We start from the raw sequence: 20,327 nt of genomic DNA, 5'->3' as shown, positions 1-20,327 counted from the left end.
TTATAATCCTTAAATTTTAGACTTACATTATAGTATAATTTTAGGTTATTAGTTACCATTTTATTATTCTTAAGGATGTGTTTATAATGAGAATTAAGGCTTATTTTTTGCGTTTTATCGCGCTGGTTTTGATCGTTTTGTTAGGTTTTAGCGCTTGTAAAAATTCTCAAAAATCTCAAGATTCTCAAAACAATACCACCCAACAAGATAGCCCTAAAACCTACACCGCTATGGATTTGAATAACCAAGAATACACCATCACAGGCGATTTAGATTCTCTAAATATCAGCCCGGATTCTAACACCCCTACCCTATTAGTTTTAAGCGCTTTAGATAATTTTTTAAAAGATTACGCCCCTAGCTTTAACATCTTAAAAAAAACTTTTAAAGATCGTTTGAGAGTGCTTATTTTACTCAATAAACCCTATTCAAGCGATGAAATCAAAGACTTTAATACGCATTTTCAAGCTGATTTTATGATTTTAAGCCCTAAAGATACCGCTCTTTTTGATCATTTAAAGCATGACTCTTTAAACCATTCTTTTAACATGCTCTTATATTACAAACACGAATTGATTAAAATGTATCAGGGGATCGTGCCAATAGAAATGCTCCAATTTGATATTTCCAATTTAAAGGATTAAAAAACCATGTTTAATTTTTTCAAAAAAATTGTCAATAAAATTAAGGGTGAAGAGACTAAAGAAAAAAAGCGTCAAAGCGTTCCTAAAGAGGAATTAGAAGAAATTTTGATTGGCTTTGACATTCAATACGATTTGATAGAGAGTTTGTTAAATCATTTAGGCGATTTAATCACGCCCAAGCAATTAGAAGTCGCTTTGTTGCGTTTCGTGCGTGGGGAAAGCTATTATGATAAAACACGCCTAAAAACCATCACCACAAAACCCTTAGTGCATCTCATCGTGGGGGTTAATGGGGCGGGTAAAACCACAACGATCGCCAAACTCGCCAAGCTCTCTTTAAAACAGCATAAAAAAGCGCTTTTAGGGGCAGGCGATACCTTTAGAGCGGCCGCAGTCAAACAGCTCCAATTATGGGGCGAAAAGCTTAACATTCAAGTCATTAGCGCTAAAGAAGGGAGCGATCCAAGCTCTCTAGCTTATAACACCATAGAAAGCGCGATCGCTAAAAATATAGATGAAGTTTTTATAGACACCGCCGGGAGGTTACACAACCAGACCAACCTTAAAAACGAGCTTTCTAAAATCGCGCGCACCTGCTCTAAAGTCTTAAAAGACGCCCCCTTTTATAAATTCCTTATTTTAGACGGCACGCAAGGGAGTTCTGGACTCACTCAAGCCAAGATTTTCCATGAGACTTTGGCGTTAGACGGCGTGATTATGACTAAGCTTGATGGCACTTCTAAAGGCGGAGCGATTTTAAGCGTGCTGTATGAGTTGAAATTACCCATTCTTTATTTAGGAATGGGCGAAAAAGAAGACGACTTGATCGCTTTTGATGAAGAACGCTTTATAGAAGACTTGGTTGATGCGGTGTTTGTGGAACAATAATTCTAATATTATTGAACAATAACCCTAAAGCTCTTATCCATATGGTTTGCTTCTTGCAAAGCGTTGCAAACCTCTGCGTTTTTGGCATAAAACTCCTCCAGCGGGATATGAGAATAAAGCTTTTTGTGCGCTTCATCAACCCTACAAATTAACGGGCGGGATTCATAAATCTTGCACAGATTGGTTTCTAAATCCAAAAACTTGCACACCCCATTGCCCGCATCAAACCCAACAAGCTCAACAATCCCGGTGATATTTTTACAGCACAGCCCACAAGAGGTGCAGGGGAAGCGATCAAGCTTTTCATTTGATCCTTTCATCTTTTTATATTCTCCCCTTTAAAGCCCTTCATCTTTCAAGCCTATAGGCGATCCCTTTTTACAGGTTTTCAAGATCTTTTTGCCTGGATTGGATCATTGCCACATTATAACGCCCGCTTTCTAAGTTATCCATCTGCCTTTTCATGATCTCCAAAGCCCTTTTCGCTTTCTCTTGGAGCTTTTGGTGTTTGTCTATGATGGGGACTTTCAAAAAAGCGCTCAAAGTCATGAGGATTGAAACCGTAACGCAGAGTTGATCTTTTTCTTTTTGATTGTAACGAGAGGTATCGTAGTTATGCTTTTTCATCGTGGCGATGGCGTCTTGAGAGAGCGAAAAGAACAATGCATCGCATTTGGTGATCTGTCTGGTGAAAAGCTTTACCACTCTCTCAACGGCTAAAAGGTCGTCAATCACCCCATAGGCTTTAGTGATCGCCTCTTCAACCTCGCAGCAATAAGCTTTAACATCTTCTAGCTTTTTTTCCATTTTTTTAGCGCTCAAAACTCCCAAGATTGCGATCACGGGTGCAGCCCCAACCCCTCCAATCAACGCCATACTCCCAGCAGCCAACCCACCTCCCAAAGAAATCGCCCCGCCACTCATCCAAGCAAGAGCGCCACTAAGAGACGACAGCACCGTGCCACCAGCCGTCGCGCTTATACCGGTGTATGCGCCATAAGTGGCAAGAACTCCAACCGCAGTACCCACGCCACCCAAACTAGCAAGATCTGATAAACCCATCTCTTTACACTTATTGACAACATTTAGCGCTTCTGAGACTTGCTCTTGAATGTTTTGCATATCCATATTGTTGATGACAAACTCATGACCCTCCAATTGATTGAAATGCTCCACAAACCTTGAAACGCCACGGCTTATGACATGGAGCTTCTTCTCACCAAACCTTGCAAAAGCATTCTTGCAATCAGACTGAGCAAACTCAACCCTCTTCTTTGTTTCTTCTAGCCGTTCCTCTGCTTTTTTGAATAGGTCTTTAGCTTCGTCGTTGGTATTCTTTGCATCAATCCCCTTTTTAACCCCGTATCCTGCAGCCGCTAGAGCTAACCCTCCTAAAATGAATGGTAATGGCATGTCTTCTCCTTTAAATGTTTATGATCTTTCTCAAAGCTTCTAAATTTTCATCAATGCTTTTTTGGAGCTCAGCGCGCATGGCTTTCTTCTCCTCTCTTGCCAGATCGCTTGCATCAAGCCAATCTTCATGGCGGTGGCTAAGACTAATGGTCTGAGCAATATCAATAACCTATTCAATAACGCTACCTTCAATCCCATACTCTCTAGCGGTTTGTGCGAATTTTTCTCGATCGCTTGGACTGAAAAAACCACCCTTTTCCAACGACTTTATCACATTAGACACAATCGCATGCCCATCTCTATTTTCTTCCATGACTTCTCCTTCTTTACGGCTAGTGATAAATTCCCAACCTTCTTGCTTGTTGCCAAACAACGGCTTTTGACCTAGCCCTTCTTGGATCTTGTTATTGGCTCCTATGGCTAAATCTGCATCGCCCGCATAAAGCGCCCTCTCCAACTCATCAAAACTCTCATTAAAGAATTTGATAGTCCCGTGAAAATACCGCTCAAACACCTCATTAAATTGATTTTGATGCATCTCTAACTGCCTGATATGATCACGGCATTCTTTCTCAATCTCTATACGCCTTTGGTGCGCCTCCTTGGCTTCTTTGAGAGTCTTTAGCGAGATATCATAAAAAGTTTTGCTCATCACTGTGCCCACAAAGCACCCAATGAGCACCCCAACCACAGGAATGGGGATCGCTAATTGACCAATGCCCCCCATAGCCATACCGCTTAAAAAGTTGGTGTTTTTTTCCCCCAGTTGCTCCAAACACTCCACTCTATCAATCTCTCCACGAAAATATTTAATTAAAATTTCGCAACTTCCCACACCAACCCCTACAACCATCGTAGGCATTGGACCATTGCCAAGGCTTTGGATGAATTGGTTAGCGTTATTTTGCATCATATTCCTCAACAATGAACCCATAGATGCAATACCATAACTACGCGCCCCACCCTTTAGAGTCTCAGTGGCGGCACGCTTGAGCGCTTCTTTGGGGTCTTTTCCTTTTTTTTGGCATTCATAGATACTCTCTATGAATAAAACAAAACCATTCAAGATTTCACCCTCCAAACCACCCATCCCAGCTTCATGGAAATTTTGTAACGCATCTTGATCTAACATGAATTGCCTCCCTTTAGCGGTGTCAATAAACGGAATTTAAGAAGTTTAAAAAGAATGGGGGATTTTGAAGAATTCAAGAAAGGCTTATAAGTAACCCCCCCCCCCCGAAAAACTAGAAAAAAGACTAGGGATAAAATAGCTAGGGATGAAAAACGCTAGGATTTTTTCCATAAAACGCTTCTTATTGTTTAATCCTAGCTACTACAACCAAAAATCCTAAACAAACCGCCTTATTCTTAACAAAAAGATTTAAACTAATAAATATTTTCCCTACTCTCCTGTGTCCTACCCCCCTGTGTAGTAAAACGCCCTTGTGGGAGTTTCGCTGTTTTTATCATTCCACATGTTTTTTTCTGGTTTATTGATGATAGATTGCTTTAAAAGCCTTTTTATATTTTTTGTATCCTTATTCATGATCGCCTCTTTAGCGTCTATGGCGTCTTGATAGTATAAACATGGGCAAATCTTACCATCAGAAGCCAAACGGATACGATTGCAAGATTGGCAAAAATCATCGCTATGCGGAGCGATAATGCCAAATTGATAGCCATTTTCTAGCGTGTAGATTTTAGAAGACCCTTGTTTAGGTTTTTCTGTCGCAATGATTTGATATTTTTGAGCGATCAAATCTAAAATTTCTCGCTCTTTCAGGCCTTTAACCAAACTTTTGGCATGCGTGTTTTCCATAAATTCAATGTAGCGGATTTGGATATTCCTATTTTTTGCGTATTCTAAAAGCTCTAAGATTTCATCATCATTAACGCTTTTCATCACAACCATGTTTAATTTGAGTTTTAAACCCACTTTCAAGGACTCTTCAACCCCTTCTAGCGTATTTTTAAGAGCGTCTTTTTGAGAGATTTTTAAAACCCTATCGCTTTTTAAAGAATCCAATGAAACATTCACTCGGGATAACCCGGCATTTTTTAAATCCTTAGCCATTTTTTTGAGTAAAAAACCATTAGTGCTTAAAACTAACGCCACTTCCTTATTGTAAGCGTGTAGTTTGGCGATAAATTCATCTAAGCCTTTGCGTAATAGCGGCTCCCCACCGGTGATTCTAATTTTTTTAACGCCTTCATCAATGGCGATTTTAAGAAATTCTAAAACATTATCCAAAGGCAATAATTCTTCATCATCAAAAAAATTTAATGGCGTAGTAGGCATGCAATACTGACACCTGAAATTACATTGTTTGGTTACAGAAACCCTAATATAGTCAATAACCCTATTAAAACTATCTACTAACACTCCCTTTTCCCTTATGCCCTTTATTTAAGCTTTTAGTGTAACATAATAAACAATGACTTAACAACATTAAACATGGATGGATCTTTTGAAAAACCCTATCATTGATAACATTCCTTGCGTTTTACTGGCTGGGGGCAAAAGCTCTCGTTTTATCATTAATAACATTCAAATCAATAAGGCTCTCATGCCTTTTGAATCGTATTCTAGCCTTTTAGAATACCAATACACGCGCCTTTTAAAACTTTTCAAAAAAGTCATTATCAGCGCTAAAAAATCGTATGAACTAAACGCTCCCTATCTTTTAGAAAGAGAGAGCGATCTTTTTTCACCCCTTTTTGGCATTCATAACGCTTTTTTAACATTGCAAACCCCTTATATTTTTTTTATCCCTATAGATACGCCTTTAGTGTCCTTTGAAAGCATTAAGGCTCTTTGTGGGATTAAAAACTTTAGCGTAACCTATGCTAAAAGTCCTACAAAAGAACATTATTTGATTTCTTTGTGGCATCAAAATAGCCTTAACGCTCTTAATTACGCTCTTAAAACACAAAATTATCGCCTTAGTGATCTTGTGAAAAATACCTCTTCTATCGCTATGCATTTGGATAAAGAAGAAGAGTTTTTAAACCTAAACACCCTAAAAGACTATGAATTAGCCGTTCAAATTTTAAAAGAGAGGACCAATGGCTGAAGAAGAAAAAACCGAACTCCCTAGCGCGAAAAAAATCCAAAAAGCCAGAGAAGAAGGCAATGTGCCTAAGAGCATGGAAGTGGTGGGGTTTTTAGGGTTATTAGCTGGATTACTCAGTATTTTTGTTTTTTTTATATGGTGGGTGGATGGCTTTAGCGAGATGTATCGCCATGTAGTGAAAGATTTTTCCCTAGATTTCAGTAAAGAAAGCGTTCAAAAGCTGTTTAACCAATTGGCTAAAGACACTTTTTTATTGCTTTTACCTGTTTTAATCATTTTAGTGGTGGTGGCGTTTTTATCTAATGTCTTGCAATTTGGCTGGCTCTTTGCCCCTAAAGTCATTGAGCCTAAATTTTCTAAAATCAACCCTATCAATGGCGTCAAAAACCTTTTTTCTTTAAAAAAGCTCCTTGATGGGAGTTTGATCACCTTAAAAGTTTTTTTAGCTTTTTTTCTGGGGTTTTTCATCTTTTCTTTATTTTTAGGGGAATTAAACCATGCGGCTCTTTTGAATTTGCAAGGCCAATTATTGTGGTTTAAAAGCAAGGCGTTACTGCTCATTTCTTCGCTTTTATTTTTATTTTTTATCTTGGCTTTTATAGATTTAATGATCAAACGCCGCCAATACACCAACTCTTTAAAGATGACTAAGCAAGAAGTTAAGGACGAATACAAACAGCAAGAAGGAAACCCAGAAATCAAAGCCAAAATCCGCCAAATGATGCTAAAAAACGCCACGAATAAAATGATGCAAGAAATCCCTAAAGCTAATGTCGTGGTTACTAACCCTACCCATTATGCCGTCGCTCTCAAATTTGATGAAGAACACCCTGTGCCGGTGGTGGTGGCTAAAGGCACGGATTATTTAGCCATTAGGATTAAGGGTATCGCTAGAGAGCATGACATAGAAATTATAGAAAACAAAACGCTCGCTAGAGAGCTTTATAGAGATGTGAAATTAAACGCTACCATACCAGAAGAATTGTTTGAAGCCGTGGCGATTGTCTTTGCTCAAGTGGCTAAATTAGAGCAAGAACGCCAGAAACAAAAGATCATTAAACCTCTTTAAGATTTTTTAAACCCGCTTTTAAGCCCTAAAAAGACACTCAATCAAAAGGCTTTAGCTATCCCTACTTGAGCTTTAAATTTGATGCTCCAAGCGCCTTAAAGTGTTATGCACATATTCTAAAAGCCACCCTAACAAGCCTAAAAAATAAAAACCCAATCGCATGCCATAGTATTCTTTAGTTTGAATGAACATGCTAGAGCATAGCACCACCACGCTAAGCCCCACGATCAAAATGAGCGTGTTAGCGTATTCATACAACCCAAAAAGGCGTTTGTGGTAGATTAAAACCAGTATCAATAAAATAAGAGCGAGTATAAAAAGGGAAAAATCCACGCAATCAGACACGCTTAAAAATTTAAAACTCTGTAAAGAAGAAGCAAAAATCCACACGATGCAAATATTCATAGAGGGCAAGAAAGATTGCTTCATGCTAGCCCCTAAAAAACGCCACAATAAAGTCGCTAACAGCACAAAATAGAAAATATAAAGCGCCATTAAAGAATCTTTAACCGGAAAATTCCAAGCGTAGAAAGAAAGGCATAATATCCCTACGCAAGCGCATTTTTGGCGCGTGAGGGTGAAAGGCTTTAGAATAAGCACAAGCAGATAAATTAAAGAAACGCCTATTAACCCCAAGTAATCTAATTTGACAATGAAATCATAAACATGGTTTTCAAACAAAAAAAACAATTGCGAAAAATCGTCGCTGAAATGCGAAAGCAACAAAGTTTCCACATTGAACAAAAACAATAAAAAAAACAATGAAGAAAAAACGACTTTATGCGTGTGTATTTTTTGATAAAAATTCATCTATAACCTAATCATTGCCTAATCATTCTTGCTGAAGAAACTATCAATGCCATCAGCAATGCCCTTAGCCAAGATTTTTTGATACGGTTTGCTTTGGATGCGTTTAGATTCTATCGCATGGGAATTATAACCAATTTCTATTAAAATTGAAGGCATTAAGGCCCCGGCTAACACCCAAAAAGGCCCCTCTCTCACGCCCCCATCCACCACATCAGGGTAATTTTTGCGGACACTTTGGAGCATGCCGTATTGCACATCAATCGCCAGTTTGTTAGAAACAATCAATCGCTGCGTGTTTAATGAATTTAAAAGCAAGCTTTTAGAAAAATAATCCATCAAATTCACATCGTCTTTATTTTCTTGCTCAGCCACTTTCCTAGCCCTTTCGCTCCTTGCGGTGGATAAAAAATAAGTTTCTATGCCATGAGCGTTAGAGGTGGAGCGTTTAGGGATAGAATTGGCATGCACTGAGATGAATAAATCCGCGCTTTTTTTGTTGGCTAATTCCGTGCGGGCCACTAAATCAATATAAATGTCCTTATCCCTTGTCAATAAAACGCTATAGCCTCTTTTTTTAAGCTCTTTATGCAAAAACTTCACCACTTCTAAAACAATGTCTTTTTCACACACTAAATTCGCGCTCATCGCCCCGCAATCTTTCCCCCCATGCCCGGCGTCTAAAACAATCTTTTTGTGTTTTTTGCGCTTGGTTTTGATGAAAGCATCATTTTTTTCTGCTATAAAAACTTGGTTCTTACCCTCATTTTCTGCTTCTTTTTTAGGAATTTCTTTTTTAGCGCTCCTTTCGTTCCATTGAGAATGCGTGTGTTTTGAGCGCGCATGCTTAGTTGGCGTTTTTTCTTTAACTTCTTTAGCCTCTTTTTTAATGGGTTTAGGAGCAGGTTTTAACACTTGGTGTTTTAGCGCATGGTGTTTGGGTGGTTTTAGCACCTGGTGTTTTGGCGCCATTTGATGCCTTATTAAGGGCTTTTTCTCCACGATAGAAACATAGAGCTTGTCTTTAAGGATTTTAACTTCATAAGTCATCTTGGGAGCATGGCTAATGACCACTCGCGCTAATTTAGGGCTAAATTGCGCGATCGTGATGGACGATTGTTTAGAAAACTGGTAATGCTTTTTAGGAATGGTTAAAATGGCTTCTAATTCCAAATAACTCTTAAAATTTTTGAGCGAAACTTCTTTGAATGTTTTAATTTCTTGATTGAAAGAGATTTTGACACTGCTAGAGCCAAAAGGCACAATATTGATAATTTTAAGGGTTGTCGCATAAGCAAAATGCAACCAAAAAAGACATGCAACAACCCCTAACCTCACAAGCACTACAAATTAACCCTCTGTAAGCTCTTTAATCAATTCATGCACACTGATAATTTTATCCACTCTATAGCCATTAGCCCCGGTAAAATAAAGCCCCTCTTCTCTGTTTCCTAAATAACTGCGCCCCAAGCCATCAGCGATGCAATAGCCCACCTTTTTAGCCTCTTCACCCCTGTTACAAGGCGCTACACAATTGCTCACGCATGCGATTTTGGGCGCGTTACCCTCTTCAATGCGTTTGATCACCCCAGTATTGATAGCCCTAGCCGGATAGCCTACAGGCGATTTAATGAGTAAAATATCTTCTTTGTTGAGCGTGGGCAAAAGATCGGCATACACTTTAGCGTCGCATTCTTTCGTACCTAAAAAACGAGTCGCCATTTGCACCCCACTCGCTCCAAGACTTAGCATGGTGTCTATATCCTTCCTATCCCAAATCCCCCCAGCAGCGATGATAGGGATATTCCCCCATTCTTTAGAAGCTTCCACGACTTTAGGCACTAAGTTTTCTAATCGGAATTCTTCTTTGAAACAATCTTCGTATTTAAAGCCCTGATGCCCCCCACTCAAAGGCCCTTCCACAATAAACGCGTCTGGGATTCTTTTATACCGATCGCTCCACCTTTTACAAAGGATTTTTAAAGCCTTCGCTGAAGAAATAATAGGGATGAGCGCCACATCGCTAAAATCCTTAGCGAATTCAGGCATGTTAGTGGGCAAACCAGCCCCTGTAATAATGATATTCGCTCCCGCTTCACAAGCGTCCCTTAAAACACGGCCGTAGTCATTGATAGCGTATAAAATATTCGCCCCCAAAGGGTTGTTCCCGCAAATCTTCCTAGCGTTTGCAAAAATCTCATTCAACGCTTTTTTAGAGTAAAAATTCAAGGCTTCAAAGGGTTTTTTAGCCACAATCCTTTCTACAAAACGCATGTTTTTATAATAACCAGTCCCTACGGCTGAAATCACTCCTAAAGCCCCTTCTTTGGCAACATTTCCAGCTAGTTCATCCCAACTAATCCCCACACCCATTCCCCCTTGAAAGATAGGGAATTTTATGGTGTGCTTACCGATTTTTAGCGGTTTGAGTGTTGATACCATAGCTCTTTCCTTAGTTAATATTTAATTTCATAAATCTTTTCTTACCAAGCTGTATAACATAATTTCCTTTAACAAAACGATAATTCTCATTTTTTACCACTTCTTGATTAATCTTTACCCCTCCCCCTTGAATATCGCGCCTGGCTTGTGAAGTGGATGGGCAAAAGCCAATCTGTTTTAAAACATCTAAAATCCCCACCCCCTCATCAAAATCGCTCTCTAATAAAATTTCAGGCAAAAGATTTGCGCCAAACACTTTAGAAAATTGCTCTTTAGCCTTGATGGCTTGTTCATTATCATAATAACGAGCCACGATTTCACCAGCGAGATCTTCTTTAACGGCTTTAGGGTGCAAGGTTTGATTTAAAATGCCATGTTTTAAGTCTTCAATTTCTTCTAAAGTCTTAGCGCTCAAAAGGGTGTAGTATCGCCACATGAGATCATCGCTCACGCTCATGATCTTCCCAAACATCGCATTAGGCTCTTCAGTGATCCCCACATAATTCCCCAAGCTCTTACTCATTTTTTGCACCCCATCAAGCCCCTCTAATAAAGGCATGGTGATGACAGACTGCTCTTTATTCAAGCCATAAGCCCGTTGCAAAAAGCGCCCCACTAACAAATTAAACTTTTGATCATTGCCCCCAAGCTCAATATCCGCATCCATCGCTACCGAATCATAGCCTTGCAACAAAGGGTATAAAAATTCCACGATGCTAATAGGGCGATTTTCTTTATAGCGTTTGGTGAAATCGTCCCTTTCTAGCATTCTAGCGACTGAAAACTTCGCGCACAATTCTATAATGCCTTTTGCGCCTAAAGCATCAAGCCAAGTGGAATTAAAACACACTTCGGTGTGTTTTTGATCTAAAATTTTATAGATTTGCTCTTCATAAGTTTTAGCGTTTTCTAAGACTTGCTCCCGGTTTAAAGGCTTTCTGGTTTCATTTTTCCCTGTAGGATCGCCTATCATAGCGGTAAAATCCCCAATCAAAAACTTAACCCTAGCCCCATATTGCTGTAATAAAGCCAGTTTTTGGATCAATACCGTATGCCCTAAATGCAAATCTGGAGCGGTAGGATCAAACCCGGCTTTAACGATAAAGCGTTCATTGGTTTCGTAATATTTTCTCACCAATTTTTCAATATATTCTAATCCAATGATTTCATTAGCGCCTCTAGCGATCTCTTTTAAGGCGATACTGATTTTTTGTTCCATGTTCATTCCTTAATTAGGGCTTATTGTAATTCATAAGCATCATCCAGACTGGATAATTCTACAATCCTATCTTGATATTTGCGATTGATTAAGGCTCTGATCCAATCCGCCTTATCCGTAGCTATTTCAAAACTCACTTCACAATGGCTAGAATACTTGTCTTTATAGCCTAAGTAAGACACGCCCACAATATTGCATTCATTCCTGTTTAAAAAAGTCAATAAACTTGCTAAAACCGACTTTTTTTCGCCTAAATAAAACATCATTTTATAAATCGTTCGATCCCGCTTGTGCCATTCTATATAAACCATAGGCACTTTAGCATCCACTTCCGCCATCGCTTTTTTGCAAAATTTATGGTGCGCAATCGCTTTTGGATCTTTTAAATCCGTTACAATCGCAATGATTTCATCGCCATATTTAGGGTAACAACAATCATTCAACAACACCTGTTTGATTTCTAAAGCGTTGCTTGAACAAACGCTAAAATGTTCTAATTCCTTACACTGCCACTGCCGGTTTGGGGTTAGAAAATTCAAAACGCTGGTTTTAAAACCCAAATACCTTAAACCTCGAGTCCATAAACTCATCTCTTGGTATTCCAAAATCGCATCTTCTTTTAAAGAAAACACCTTATTTTCAATTTCTTCAGTGAGTTTGGCTAAATTTTCAAAGGTTTTCATCGCTTCTGTTAAGGTGGTTTCCACCCCACAATCTGTTAATCTTTCTTCAAAGTTTTTGTAATCTTTCAAATCCACATCTTCAAAAACAGAGCGCCCAAAAAAAGTCGCTAAGATATTGATCATGCTCTTAGTGTCAATTTCTTTCAAGCGGTTTCTTCTTTGGATGCGCAAATGGTTTTTAGCCTTAGAAGTTTTAAGCTGATCCATCCAAATGAAACGAGGTATTACTTTATCGCCTTTAACGATTTTAACCACATCCCCACTCCTTAATTCTTGATTGAGTAAGGCTTTTTTACTATTGATATAAGCGTCCGTGGCTTTATCGCCTAAATCGCTATGCACCATGTAAGCAAAATCTAAAGCAATCGCTCCTACCGGTAAGGTGTAAGTGTCCCCATGGGGCGAAAAAACGACAATATCTTCACGATACAAATCGTTCTTAGCGAGTTCGTAAAATTCCTTAGGGTCGTTTTTCAAATCGCTGTCATGGTATTTAAAATTTTGCAACCACCTCATGCCCTCATGATGATCGTCATTATCCACGCCCCCAGCTTTATACTTCCAGTGGGCTGAATTACCATACTCCGCCCCCATATGCATATCAAAGGTGCGAATCTGCACTTCATAAACAGAAGATTCATCAAAAATGGTCGTGTGTATCGTCTTATAGCCATTTTCTTTGGGCAAAGCGATGTAATCTTTAAAACGAGAAACAATGGGTTTGAAATTCAAATGGATAATCCCTAAAACCTTATAGCAATCAATCGGGTTTTTCAATAAAATCCGAATGGCTAACAAGTCCAAAATTTCATCAATATTAACCGCACCTTTTCGTTGCATCTTAAGATAGATAGAATAAGGGCGTTTCACCCTTGTAACGAGTTTAAAATCCGAATGGCTAAACCCGCTATCAAAAAGTTTTTTTTCTAACTTGCTCGCAAAAGCGTTGAGCTTTAAGAGTAAAGATTGCTTGTTTTTGTGCAAATATTCCTTGATATTTTTATACTCTTCTGGATAAATATAATAAAAGCTCTTATCTTCTAATTCATTTTTGATTGAAGACATGCCCAATCGGCTCGCTATGGGGGCATACACCGCTAGAGTTTCTTTAGAAATACGCACTTGTTTGTCGTGAGGCAAGGCGTCTAAGGTGAGCATGTTGTGCAACCTGTCGCTAATCTTTACCACTAAGGCTCTTGGATCTTGTATCGCGCTAATTAGGATCTTTCTAAAAGTGAGCGCTGAAACCACCATTCTGGGATCTTGAGCGCTCACTCCTAATTCTTCTTTCCTGATTTCAGTGATTTTAGTGAGCGCATCCACTAAATTAGCCACATCTTGCCCAAATTCTTGCTCAATCGTTTCAATTTTACAGGGCGTGTCTTCTACCACATCATGCAAAAGCGCTGCACACACCATCGCCTCATCGCCCCCACAAAACGCTACCAAGCTTGCCACACAAATAGGATGGACAATATAAGGCTCGCCGCTTTTTCTGTACTGCCCCTTATGGCTTTTGGCCGCTAAATTTAGGGCGTTTTCAATTTTGGGCGTGAAATCAATTAAAGTCCTTAAGATTTCAATGCCGCCCTTTGGGGTCGTAACTTTTTTAATAACATCAAGAATCCGTAAGAATCCGATATCAACGGATTTATCAATTTCGTTCATCTATCCTGTCTATATCAATTTTCCCTTCAGCGATTTCTCTAATGGCAATATCCACTAATTTATGGCGTTTAGGGTCCATATTCACTAAAGTTTTGGCTCCGGCGTTCAATTGCTTCACACGAACAAAAACTAAATTATCTAGCATGTAGCGGTCGTTCCCAATATTTTTTAAGGCTTGAGCGACTAAACTCTCTGTTCTCTCTTTTTTCAAATTGATCCTTTTATTTTTTAGAGTTCTATCCAATTTTAAAGGGCTTATTTTACCATAGAAAATACGCCTTGTTGGTGCTTGATCACTCGCAATAAATTCCCTTTTTTGAACATGTTACACACCACAATGGGGAGCTTATTGTCTTTAGCTAAAGAAATAGCGGTATCGTCCATCACTTCAATATCCCCTATCAAGGCATCGTTATAGCTTAAAGTGTCTAATTTTTTAGCGTCTTTAAACTTGTTAGGGTCCTTATCGTAAATGCCATCCACTTTAGTCGCTTTAATGATTAAATCCGATCCAATTTCAATCGCTCTTAAAGTGGCAGCCGTATCCGTAGTGAAAAACGGGTTTCCCGTGCCAGCACCAAAAATCACCACCCTACCCTTTTCTAAATGCCTGATCGCTTTTCTGTAAATGTAACTTTCACAAATCTCTTTGATTTCAATCGCGCTTTGCACTCTTGTGTCTAAGCCGATATGCTCTAAAGCTTCTTGCATGGCTACTGCATTAATCACGGTGGCTAACATGCCCATATAATCCCCACTGGTGCGCCTGATAATCCCCCCTTGAGCCGCGCTAACCCCCCTAATGATATTGCCTCCACCAATCACAATACCCACTTCAATAGCGTTTTCCACTAAGCTTTTAATTTCTTTAGCGATGTGATCTAACACATGAATGTCAATCCCAAACTGGTTGTCCCCAGCTAACGCTTCCCCAGAAAATTTCACCAAAACCCGTTTGTTTTTTATTTTTGCTTGCATGATCCCTTCTTAATCATTAATAAAACTTTAATAAAACTTATGATTGTAACCTAATCTTGCTTAAAAACACCCTTTCTGAATTTTTAAGCCTCTGTTCTTGGCGAATAACTAAAAGCGCTTGGGTTTTTGAATGCGTTTGAATAGCAATTCACGATAGAACGCTTTAAGGCCTAATTGTTCTTTTTTGCCTAGAGTGTAGTAAATTTTTTGCAAGTAGTTTAGAATGTCTTGGCGTTTTAAGTTGGTTTTTAAAGCGGCTTCTTTAAGGATGTAGTAAGGGATTTTTGTTTTTTTATGTTTGAAAGCTAAAGACAAGCGCTTGTAAAAATCCTTGTTTTGGTAATAACACAAACGCCCAAAAACAAACGGCAAGCGTTTTTTTTCATACCAAAGAGCGGCTAAATCTATAAAATCTTTTTTAGGGTTGGAATAGTAAAACTGCAGTGCTTTATTGCCGATTAACACTTCGCCCTTTAACCCTAGCGCTTGAGAGAGGGCGTTTGAAGAGGCGCTTTCTTTATCAAAAGCGTTTTTTGTATCCACAACCAGCACGCTTAAAACTTCCTTATAAGCGACAATGCCTAGAGAATAGGAATGAAGAGCGAATTGATAGCCAGCGATAGAAGAAATAAACCCCGCATCAATACGCCTGAATAAAAAACTCTCATTGAGTTTGGAAGGGTAGGTTTTTTTAAGCCGTAAAAATTGTTTGAAATAACAAGGGGTGGGGTAGGATTTGATAAACACATCAAAAGGGAGCATGTTTAAATAATCAATTTTACCAAAACGCACTTAAAATCCTTTTTTGTATCGCATGGTAGCTAAAGTTTCTTACAACTTAACTAAAAGTAAAAAGAGTTTTGTTATCATGATGGGGCAAATGATTAGGGCATTAGTCAATAATGCTATTTAAAAAGGAGAAATGATGAAAGATTTTTTAGAAGATTATAAAAAAAGCGTTTTAGAAAGAGAAAGCGATGGTATCCCGCCGCTCCCTTTAAACGCTAAACAAGTAGAAGCCGTCGTTGAGATTTTGATGAAAGATCCCACAAACGCTGCTTTCGCTAAAGAATTACTCATTCACAGAGTAAGCCCTGGGGTTGATGAGGGGGCGAAAGTGAAAGCGGAATTTTTAGCCAAATTGTCTCAAAAAAAACTAGAATGCACGTGCATTAGCGCTTTAGAAGCGACCACTCTTTTAGGCACGATGCTTGGGGGGTATAATGTAGAGCCTTTGATTATGGGCTTAGAAAGTCAAGACAAAAGCATCGCTAAAGAGAGTGCGAAAGCGTTAAAAACCACTCTTTTAGTCTATGGATCGTTTGATAAAATCGCTGCAATGAGTAAAACTAACGCTTTGGCTAAAGAGGTGCTAGAATCTTGGGCGAACGCTGAATGGTTTTTGAATAAAGAGCCTTTAAATGAATGCATTGAAGCGTGCGTGTTTAAGATTGATGGCGAAACCAATACCGATGATTTAAGCCCAGCAAGCGATGCTTTCACACGAAGCGATATTCCTTTACACGCCAAAGCGATGCTCAAAAACAGGATTGAAAATTACGAACAACGCATCAAAGCCATTAAAGCTAAAGGCGTTCCTGTAGCGTATGTGGGCGATGTGGTCGGCACAGGAAGCTCCAGAAAAAGCGCGACAAACTCTATCATGTGGCATTTTGGTAAGGACATTCCTTTTGTGCCTAATAAAAGGAGCGGGGGCATTGTGATTGGGGGGGTGATCGCTCCGATTTTCTTTGCAACTTGTGAAGATAGCGGGGCGTTACCCATTGTGGCTGATGTTAAGGATTTAAAAGAGGGCGATATGATTAAAATCTATCCCTATAAAGGCGAAATCACGCTGAACGATAAAGTGGTTAGTTCCTTTAAGCTAGAGCCTGAAACTTTATTAGATGAAGTTAGGGCTTCTGGGCGTATCCCTTTAATCATTGGCAGGGGTTTGACGAATAAAGCGCGTAAATTTTTAGGGCTAGGCGAATCTGAAGCGTTTAAAAAGCCATCCGCTCCTAAAAGCGACGCCAAAGGCTACACTTTAGCCCAAAAAATTGTAGGCCATGCTTGTGGGGTGAAAGGGATCTTACCTGGCACTTATTGTGAGCCAAAGGTTACCACCGTGGGCAGTCAAGACACCACAGGGGCGATGACTAGAGATGAGGTTAAAGAATTGGCGAGTTTGAAATTTGATGCGCCTTTTGTGTTGCAGAGTTTTTGCCATACCGCCGCTTACCCAAAGCCTAGCGATGTGAGTTTGCATGCAACCTTGCCCAGTTTTATCACTCAAAGAGGCGGTGTGGCGTTGCATCCGGGCGATGGCGTGATCCACACATGGCTAAACCGCATGGGATTGCCTGACACTTTAGGCACAGGGGGGGATAGCCACACCCGTTTCCCTTTAGGCATTAGTTTCCCGGCAGGGAGCGGGTTAGTCGCTTTTGCAGCGGTTACAGGCACGATGCCCTTGAACATGCCAGAATCCGTATTGGTGCGTTTTAAAGGGGAAATGAATTCTGGGATCACCTTAAGGGATTTAGTGAATGCGATCCCTTATTATGCCATTAAAAAAGGGTTACTCACGGTGGAGAAAAAGGGTAAAATCAATGTCTTTAACGGGCGTATTTTAGAGATTGAAGGCTTGCCTGATATTAAAATGGAGCAGGCTTTTGAATTAAGCGATGCAAGTGCAGAAAGGAGCGCGGCTGCTTGCGTGGTGCGTTTGAATAAAGAGCCGATGATTGAATACTTGAAATCCAATATCAAGCTTATTGATGAGATGATTGCGAGCGGTTATGAAGACAAAGAAACTTTGAAAAAACGCCGAGATGCGATGCAAGCTTGGGTGGATAATCCGGTATTGTTAGAGCCAGATAGTAACGCTCAATACGCCGCTGTCATTGAAATTGATGTGGCAGAAATCACTGAGCCTATTTTGGCATGCCCTAATGACCCTGATGATGTCGCTACTTTGAGCGAAGTTTTAGCGGATACGACCGGCAAAAGACCCCACGCTATTGATGAAGTGTTTATTGGCTCTTGCATGACGAATATCGGGCATTTTAGAGCCTTTGGCGAAATCGTTAAAAACGCTCCCCCCAGTCAAGCACGTCTTTGGGTAGTGCCACCCAGTAAAATGGATGAACAAGAGCTTATTAATGAGGGCTATTATGCGATTTTTGGGGCTGCTGGGGCAAGGACTGAAGTCCCAGGCTGTAGCTTGTGCATGGGCAATCAGGCGAGGGTTAGGGATAATGCGGTCGTCTTTTCCACTTCCACACGGAATTTTGATAATCGTATGGGTAGAGGGGCTAAAGTGTATTTAGGCAGTGCGGAGCTTGGGGCGGCGTGCGCTTTACTAGGGAGAATCCCCACTAAAGAAGAATACATGAATTTAGTGAGTGAAAAGCTAGAGAGCCAAAAAGACAAGATCTATCGCTACATGAACTTTAACTTAATGGAGAATTTCAGGCTCTAGTTTTGCATTAAAAGGGGCGATCCCTTTTATTTAGCTGTGGCTGAGTGTTGGAATAGGATAAAAAAGGAGAGCGGTGGTGAAAAAAATCGTTGTGAGTTGGTGTGTGGCGTTGGCTTTTTTAAGCGCGGATCCAGCACAAGCCAATAAAGCGATCATTAATGCGGATTTGATTAAAGAGATAAGGGATTTAAAAAAAATAATCAGCGCGCAAAACACTGAGATTAACCATTTAAGAAAAGTGCAAGAAGTGTTGTCTGAGCAATTAGGGGATATGCGTAAGGATATATTAAGCACTAGAGATTATTGCATTAGCTTAAGGCCTTATATCTATAATTGGCGCTAGGGGATAATCAAAACATGAAAGCATGCGCCATTCAATCCTTTGATGCAATCCTTTAATGGTTGAAGAAATTAAAGTTGGGGGGTTTGGCTCTCGCTCTGTGTCCCTATAATATAATGGGGATTTTATAGAGTTTGAGTGTCCAAGCGCGTTTGATCTCACACGCCTTAAAAAAGTCCTCTTGTTGGATTGCGGGGGTGGGATTAGTTTTCTCATTAAATATTCTATAATAAAATTTTAGGAAATTCAGTTTAAAAGATATTAAAAAATGCCATACGCCTTAAGAAAAAGATTTTTCAAACGCCTTGTGCTGATTGTTTCAATTTTTTGCGCGATAAGCTTGAACGCTAAAAGCTATCTGTTTTCCCCTTTGCCCCCAGCGCACCAGCAAATCATTAAGACAGAGCCTTGCTCTTTGGAATGCTTGAAAGACTTGATGCTGCAAAATCAAATCTTTTCTTTTGTTTCTCAATACGATAACAACAGCCAAGATGAGAGCCTTAAAACTTATTACAAAGACATACTCAATAAACTCAACCCCGTATTTATCGCTTCTCAAACTCCAGCTAAAGAAAGCTATGAGCCTAAGATTGAATTAGCGGTTTTACTGCCTAAAAAGGTGGTGGGGCGTTATGCCATTTCGGTGATGAACACCCTTTTAGCGTATTTGAACACCAGAAACAACGATTTCAATATCCAAGTCTTTGACAGCGATGAAGAGAGTCCTGAAAAATTAGAGCAAACCTATAAAGAAATTGAAAAAGAAAAATTCCCTTTTGTGATAGCCTTGTTGACTAAAGAGGGCGTGGAAAATTTGCTCCAAAACACCACCATTAGCACCCCTACTTATGTGCCTACGGTGAATAGAGTGCAATTAGAAAATCATGCCGATCGTTCTTTAAGCGAGCGTTTGTATTTTGGGGGGATTGACTATAAAGAGCAATTAGGCATGCTCACGGCCTTCATTAGCCCTAATTCGCCCGTGATTGAATACGATGATGATGGCTTAATAGGCGAACGCTTGAGGCAAATCACGGAGTCTTTAAGCATTGCAGTCAAACACCAAGAAAATATTTCTTACAAGCAAGCCACCAGTTTTTCTAAAAATTTTAGAAAACATGATGCGTTTTTTAAAAATTCTACCTTGATTTTAAACACCCCTACCACTAAAAGCGGCCTAATCCTTTCTCAAATAGGGCTTTTAGAATATAAACCCTTTAAAATCCTTTCCACACAAATCAATTTCAACCCCTCTTTACTCTTACTCACCCAGCCTAAAGACAGAAAAAATTTATTCATTGTCAATGCCTTGCAAAATAGCGATGAAACGCTTATAGAATACGCCTCCTTATTGGAGAGCGATTTAAGGCATGATTGGGTGAATTATTCCAGCGCGATAGGGTTAGAGGTGTTTTTAAACACGCTAGATCCGCATTTTAAAAAATCTTTTCAAGAGAGTTTAGAAGACAATCAAGTCCGTTACCACAATCAAATTTATCAGGCTTTAGGGTATTCTTTTGAGCCGATAAAAAATGGAAGCGGAACAAAAAAAGAATAATATTTAGATAATTATTTGAATGCTTTCATTTTTAATAGGTTTTTTAATAAAATTGGAATA

The 20,327-nt window shown here is 39.5% G+C and carries 19 protein-coding genes; 7 read left to right on the top strand and 12 right to left on the bottom strand.

All coding sequences use genetic code 11. The features are described 5' to 3' along the window. The first annotated feature begins 86 nt into the window (after positions 1–86). A complete protein-coding gene (locus HPSH112_RS03130) occupies positions 87–644 on the top strand; it encodes a PHP domain-containing protein (protein ID WP_001220442.1) in 558 nt (185 codons plus the stop codon). 6 nt (positions 645–650) lie between these two features. Continuing rightward, on the top strand, positions 651–1,532 hold the full coding sequence (gene ftsY, locus HPSH112_RS03125) for a signal recognition particle-docking protein FtsY (RefSeq protein WP_000481601.1): 882 nt from the start codon (positions 651–653) through the stop codon (positions 1,530–1,532). A gap of 8 nt (positions 1,533–1,540) precedes the next feature. Here the strand turns inward: ftsY and HPSH112_RS03120 are convergent, their stop codons facing one another. The 4 genes from HPSH112_RS03120 to moaA all read right to left on the bottom strand — a co-directional run bounded on the left by HPSH112_RS03120 (position 1,541) and on the right by moaA (position 5,328). Beyond that, positions 1,541–1,852, bottom strand: a complete 312-nt coding sequence (locus tag HPSH112_RS03120; protein WP_000678794.1) for a YkgJ family cysteine cluster protein — start codon at positions 1,850–1,852, stop codon at positions 1,541–1,543. A gap of 58 nt (positions 1,853–1,910) precedes the next feature. Then, positions 1,911–2,945: an interferon alpha-inducible IFI6/IFI27 family protein gene (locus HPSH112_RS03115; protein WP_001130748.1), complete on the bottom strand. Its 1,035-nt coding sequence runs from the start codon at positions 2,943–2,945 to the stop codon at positions 1,911–1,913. A 169-nt stretch (positions 2,946–3,114) separates the two neighbouring features. Beyond that, entirely contained in the window at positions 3,115–4,077 is a 963-nt protein-coding gene (locus HPSH112_RS03105) for a hypothetical protein (RefSeq protein ID WP_000886710.1), read from the bottom strand. 285 nt (positions 4,078–4,362) lie between these two features. Further along, positions 4,363–5,328, bottom strand: coding sequence for a GTP 3',8-cyclase MoaA (gene moaA / locus HPSH112_RS03100; protein ID WP_014662226.1), 966 nt, complete (start codon positions 5,326–5,328; stop codon positions 4,363–4,365). A gap of 85 nt (positions 5,329–5,413) precedes the next feature. On the opposite strand from moaA, the gene mobA reads away from it, so the two are divergent. Further along, positions 5,414–6,019 (top strand): molybdenum cofactor guanylyltransferase MobA, encoded by a 606-nt coding sequence (gene mobA / locus HPSH112_RS03095; protein WP_014662225.1) that lies wholly within the window; start codon positions 5,414–5,416, stop codon positions 6,017–6,019. Continuing rightward, a complete protein-coding gene (flhB, locus tag HPSH112_RS03090; protein WP_000796818.1) occupies positions 6,012–7,088 on the top strand; it encodes a flagellar biosynthesis protein FlhB in 1,077 nt (358 codons plus the stop codon). The genes mobA and flhB overlap by 8 nt, the downstream gene beginning before the upstream one ends. Before the next feature lie 72 nt (positions 7,089–7,160). Here flhB and HPSH112_RS03085 read toward each other — a convergent pair whose 3' ends face one another. The 8 genes from HPSH112_RS03085 to HPSH112_RS03050 form a co-directional block, all read right to left on the bottom strand. Continuing rightward, on the bottom strand, positions 7,161–7,898 hold the full coding sequence (locus HPSH112_RS03085; RefSeq protein WP_001012372.1) for a hypothetical protein: 738 nt from the start codon (positions 7,896–7,898) through the stop codon (positions 7,161–7,163). 18 nt (positions 7,899–7,916) lie between these two features. Continuing rightward, positions 7,917–9,239, bottom strand: coding sequence for an N-acetylmuramoyl-L-alanine amidase family protein (locus tag HPSH112_RS03080; RefSeq protein WP_014662224.1), 1,323 nt, complete (start codon positions 9,237–9,239; stop codon positions 7,917–7,919). A 6-nt stretch (positions 9,240–9,245) separates the two neighbouring features. Next, the gene (fabX, locus tag HPSH112_RS03075) at positions 9,246–10,337 is read right to left on the bottom strand and encodes a decanoate oxidase/trans-2-decenoyl-[acyl-carrier protein] isomerase FabX (RefSeq protein ID WP_000255235.1); all 1,092 of its coding nucleotides are present in this window, start codon (positions 10,335–10,337) and stop codon (positions 9,246–9,248) included. 10 nt (positions 10,338–10,347) lie between these two features. Next, positions 10,348–11,556: a tyrosine--tRNA ligase gene (gene tyrS / locus HPSH112_RS03070; RefSeq protein ID WP_000435671.1), complete on the bottom strand. Its 1,209-nt coding sequence runs from the start codon at positions 11,554–11,556 to the stop codon at positions 10,348–10,350. A 20-nt stretch (positions 11,557–11,576) separates the two neighbouring features. Beyond that, positions 11,577–13,907: a RelA/SpoT family protein gene (locus HPSH112_RS03065; protein WP_001002213.1), complete on the bottom strand. Its 2,331-nt coding sequence runs from the start codon at positions 13,905–13,907 to the stop codon at positions 11,577–11,579. Further along, on the bottom strand, positions 13,894–14,118 hold the full coding sequence (locus HPSH112_RS03060) for a DNA-directed RNA polymerase subunit omega (RefSeq protein ID WP_000712204.1): 225 nt from the start codon (positions 14,116–14,118) through the stop codon (positions 13,894–13,896). Before HPSH112_RS03060 ends, HPSH112_RS03065 begins: the two co-directional genes overlap by 14 nt. A gap of 44 nt (positions 14,119–14,162) precedes the next feature. Further along, positions 14,163–14,885 carry a UMP kinase gene (gene pyrH / locus HPSH112_RS03055; protein ID WP_001148050.1) on the bottom strand — a complete coding sequence of 241 codons (723 nt, stop codon included), beginning with the start codon at positions 14,883–14,885 and terminating at the stop codon, positions 14,163–14,165. Positions 14,886–14,993: 108 nt separating this feature from the next. Continuing rightward, on the bottom strand, positions 14,994–15,677 hold the full coding sequence (locus HPSH112_RS03050; protein ID WP_001210719.1) for an MqnA/MqnD/SBP family protein: 684 nt from the start codon (positions 15,675–15,677) through the stop codon (positions 14,994–14,996). 133 nt (positions 15,678–15,810) lie between these two features. Between HPSH112_RS03050 and acnB the strand changes: the two genes are divergently transcribed. From acnB to HPSH112_RS03035, 3 genes are all read left to right on the top strand, one after another. After that, positions 15,811–18,369, top strand: a complete 2,559-nt coding sequence (gene acnB, locus HPSH112_RS03045; protein ID WP_014662223.1) for a bifunctional aconitate hydratase 2/2-methylisocitrate dehydratase — start codon at positions 15,811–15,813, stop codon at positions 18,367–18,369. Positions 18,370–18,445: 76 nt separating this feature from the next. Then, positions 18,446–18,712, top strand: coding sequence for a hypothetical protein (locus HPSH112_RS03040; protein ID WP_014534255.1), 267 nt, complete (start codon positions 18,446–18,448; stop codon positions 18,710–18,712). A gap of 265 nt (positions 18,713–18,977) precedes the next feature. Further along, positions 18,978–20,267 (top strand): DDE transposase, encoded by a 1,290-nt coding sequence (locus HPSH112_RS03035; protein WP_001146081.1) that lies wholly within the window; start codon positions 18,978–18,980, stop codon positions 20,265–20,267. The last annotated feature ends 60 nt before the right edge of the window (positions 20,268–20,327 follow it).

Origin of the sequence: Helicobacter pylori Shi112, from assembly GCF_000277405.1 — a bacterium.
GTDB classification, from domain to species: Bacteria; Campylobacterota; Campylobacteria; order Campylobacterales; family Helicobacteraceae; genus Helicobacter; species Helicobacter pylori_C.
The sequence above is the reverse complement of the archived record's forward strand: the minus strand, read 5'-3'. Positions and strand labels throughout refer to the sequence as shown.

Excerpts from the sequence above, each read along its gene's own strand:
- acnB (WP_014662223.1), top strand. The coding sequence starts at position 15,811 with ATGAAAGATTTTTTAGAAGATTATAAAAAAAGCGTTTTAGAAAGAGAA.
- flhB (WP_000796818.1), top strand. The coding sequence starts at position 6,012 with ATGGCTGAAGAAGAAAAAACCGAACTCCCTAGCGCGAAAAAAATCCAA.
- HPSH112_RS03065 (WP_001002213.1), bottom strand. The coding sequence starts at position 13,907 with ATGAACGAAATTGATAAATCCGTTGATATCGGATTCTTACGGATTCTT.
- HPSH112_RS03130 (WP_001220442.1), top strand. The coding sequence starts at position 87 with ATGAGAATTAAGGCTTATTTTTTGCGTTTTATCGCGCTGGTTTTGATC.
- ftsY (WP_000481601.1), top strand. The coding sequence starts at position 651 with ATGTTTAATTTTTTCAAAAAAATTGTCAATAAAATTAAGGGTGAAGAG.
- HPSH112_RS03105 (WP_000886710.1), bottom strand. The coding sequence starts at position 4,077 with ATGTTAGATCAAGATGCGTTACAAAATTTCCATGAAGCTGGGATGGGT.
- HPSH112_RS03115 (WP_001130748.1), bottom strand. The coding sequence starts at position 2,945 with ATGCCATTACCATTCATTTTAGGAGGGTTAGCTCTAGCGGCTGCAGGA.
- HPSH112_RS03085 (WP_001012372.1), bottom strand. The coding sequence starts at position 7,898 with ATGAATTTTTATCAAAAAATACACACGCATAAAGTCGTTTTTTCTTCA.
- tyrS (WP_000435671.1), bottom strand. The coding sequence starts at position 11,556 with ATGGAACAAAAAATCAGTATCGCCTTAAAAGAGATCGCTAGAGGCGCT.
- fabX (WP_000255235.1), bottom strand. The coding sequence starts at position 10,337 with ATGGTATCAACACTCAAACCGCTAAAAATCGGTAAGCACACCATAAAA.
- HPSH112_RS03120 (WP_000678794.1), bottom strand. The coding sequence starts at position 1,852 with ATGAAAGGATCAAATGAAAAGCTTGATCGCTTCCCCTGCACCTCTTGT.
- pyrH (WP_001148050.1), bottom strand. The coding sequence starts at position 14,885 with ATGCAAGCAAAAATAAAAAACAAACGGGTTTTGGTGAAATTTTCTGGG.
- HPSH112_RS03035 (WP_001146081.1), top strand. The coding sequence starts at position 18,978 with ATGCCATACGCCTTAAGAAAAAGATTTTTCAAACGCCTTGTGCTGATT.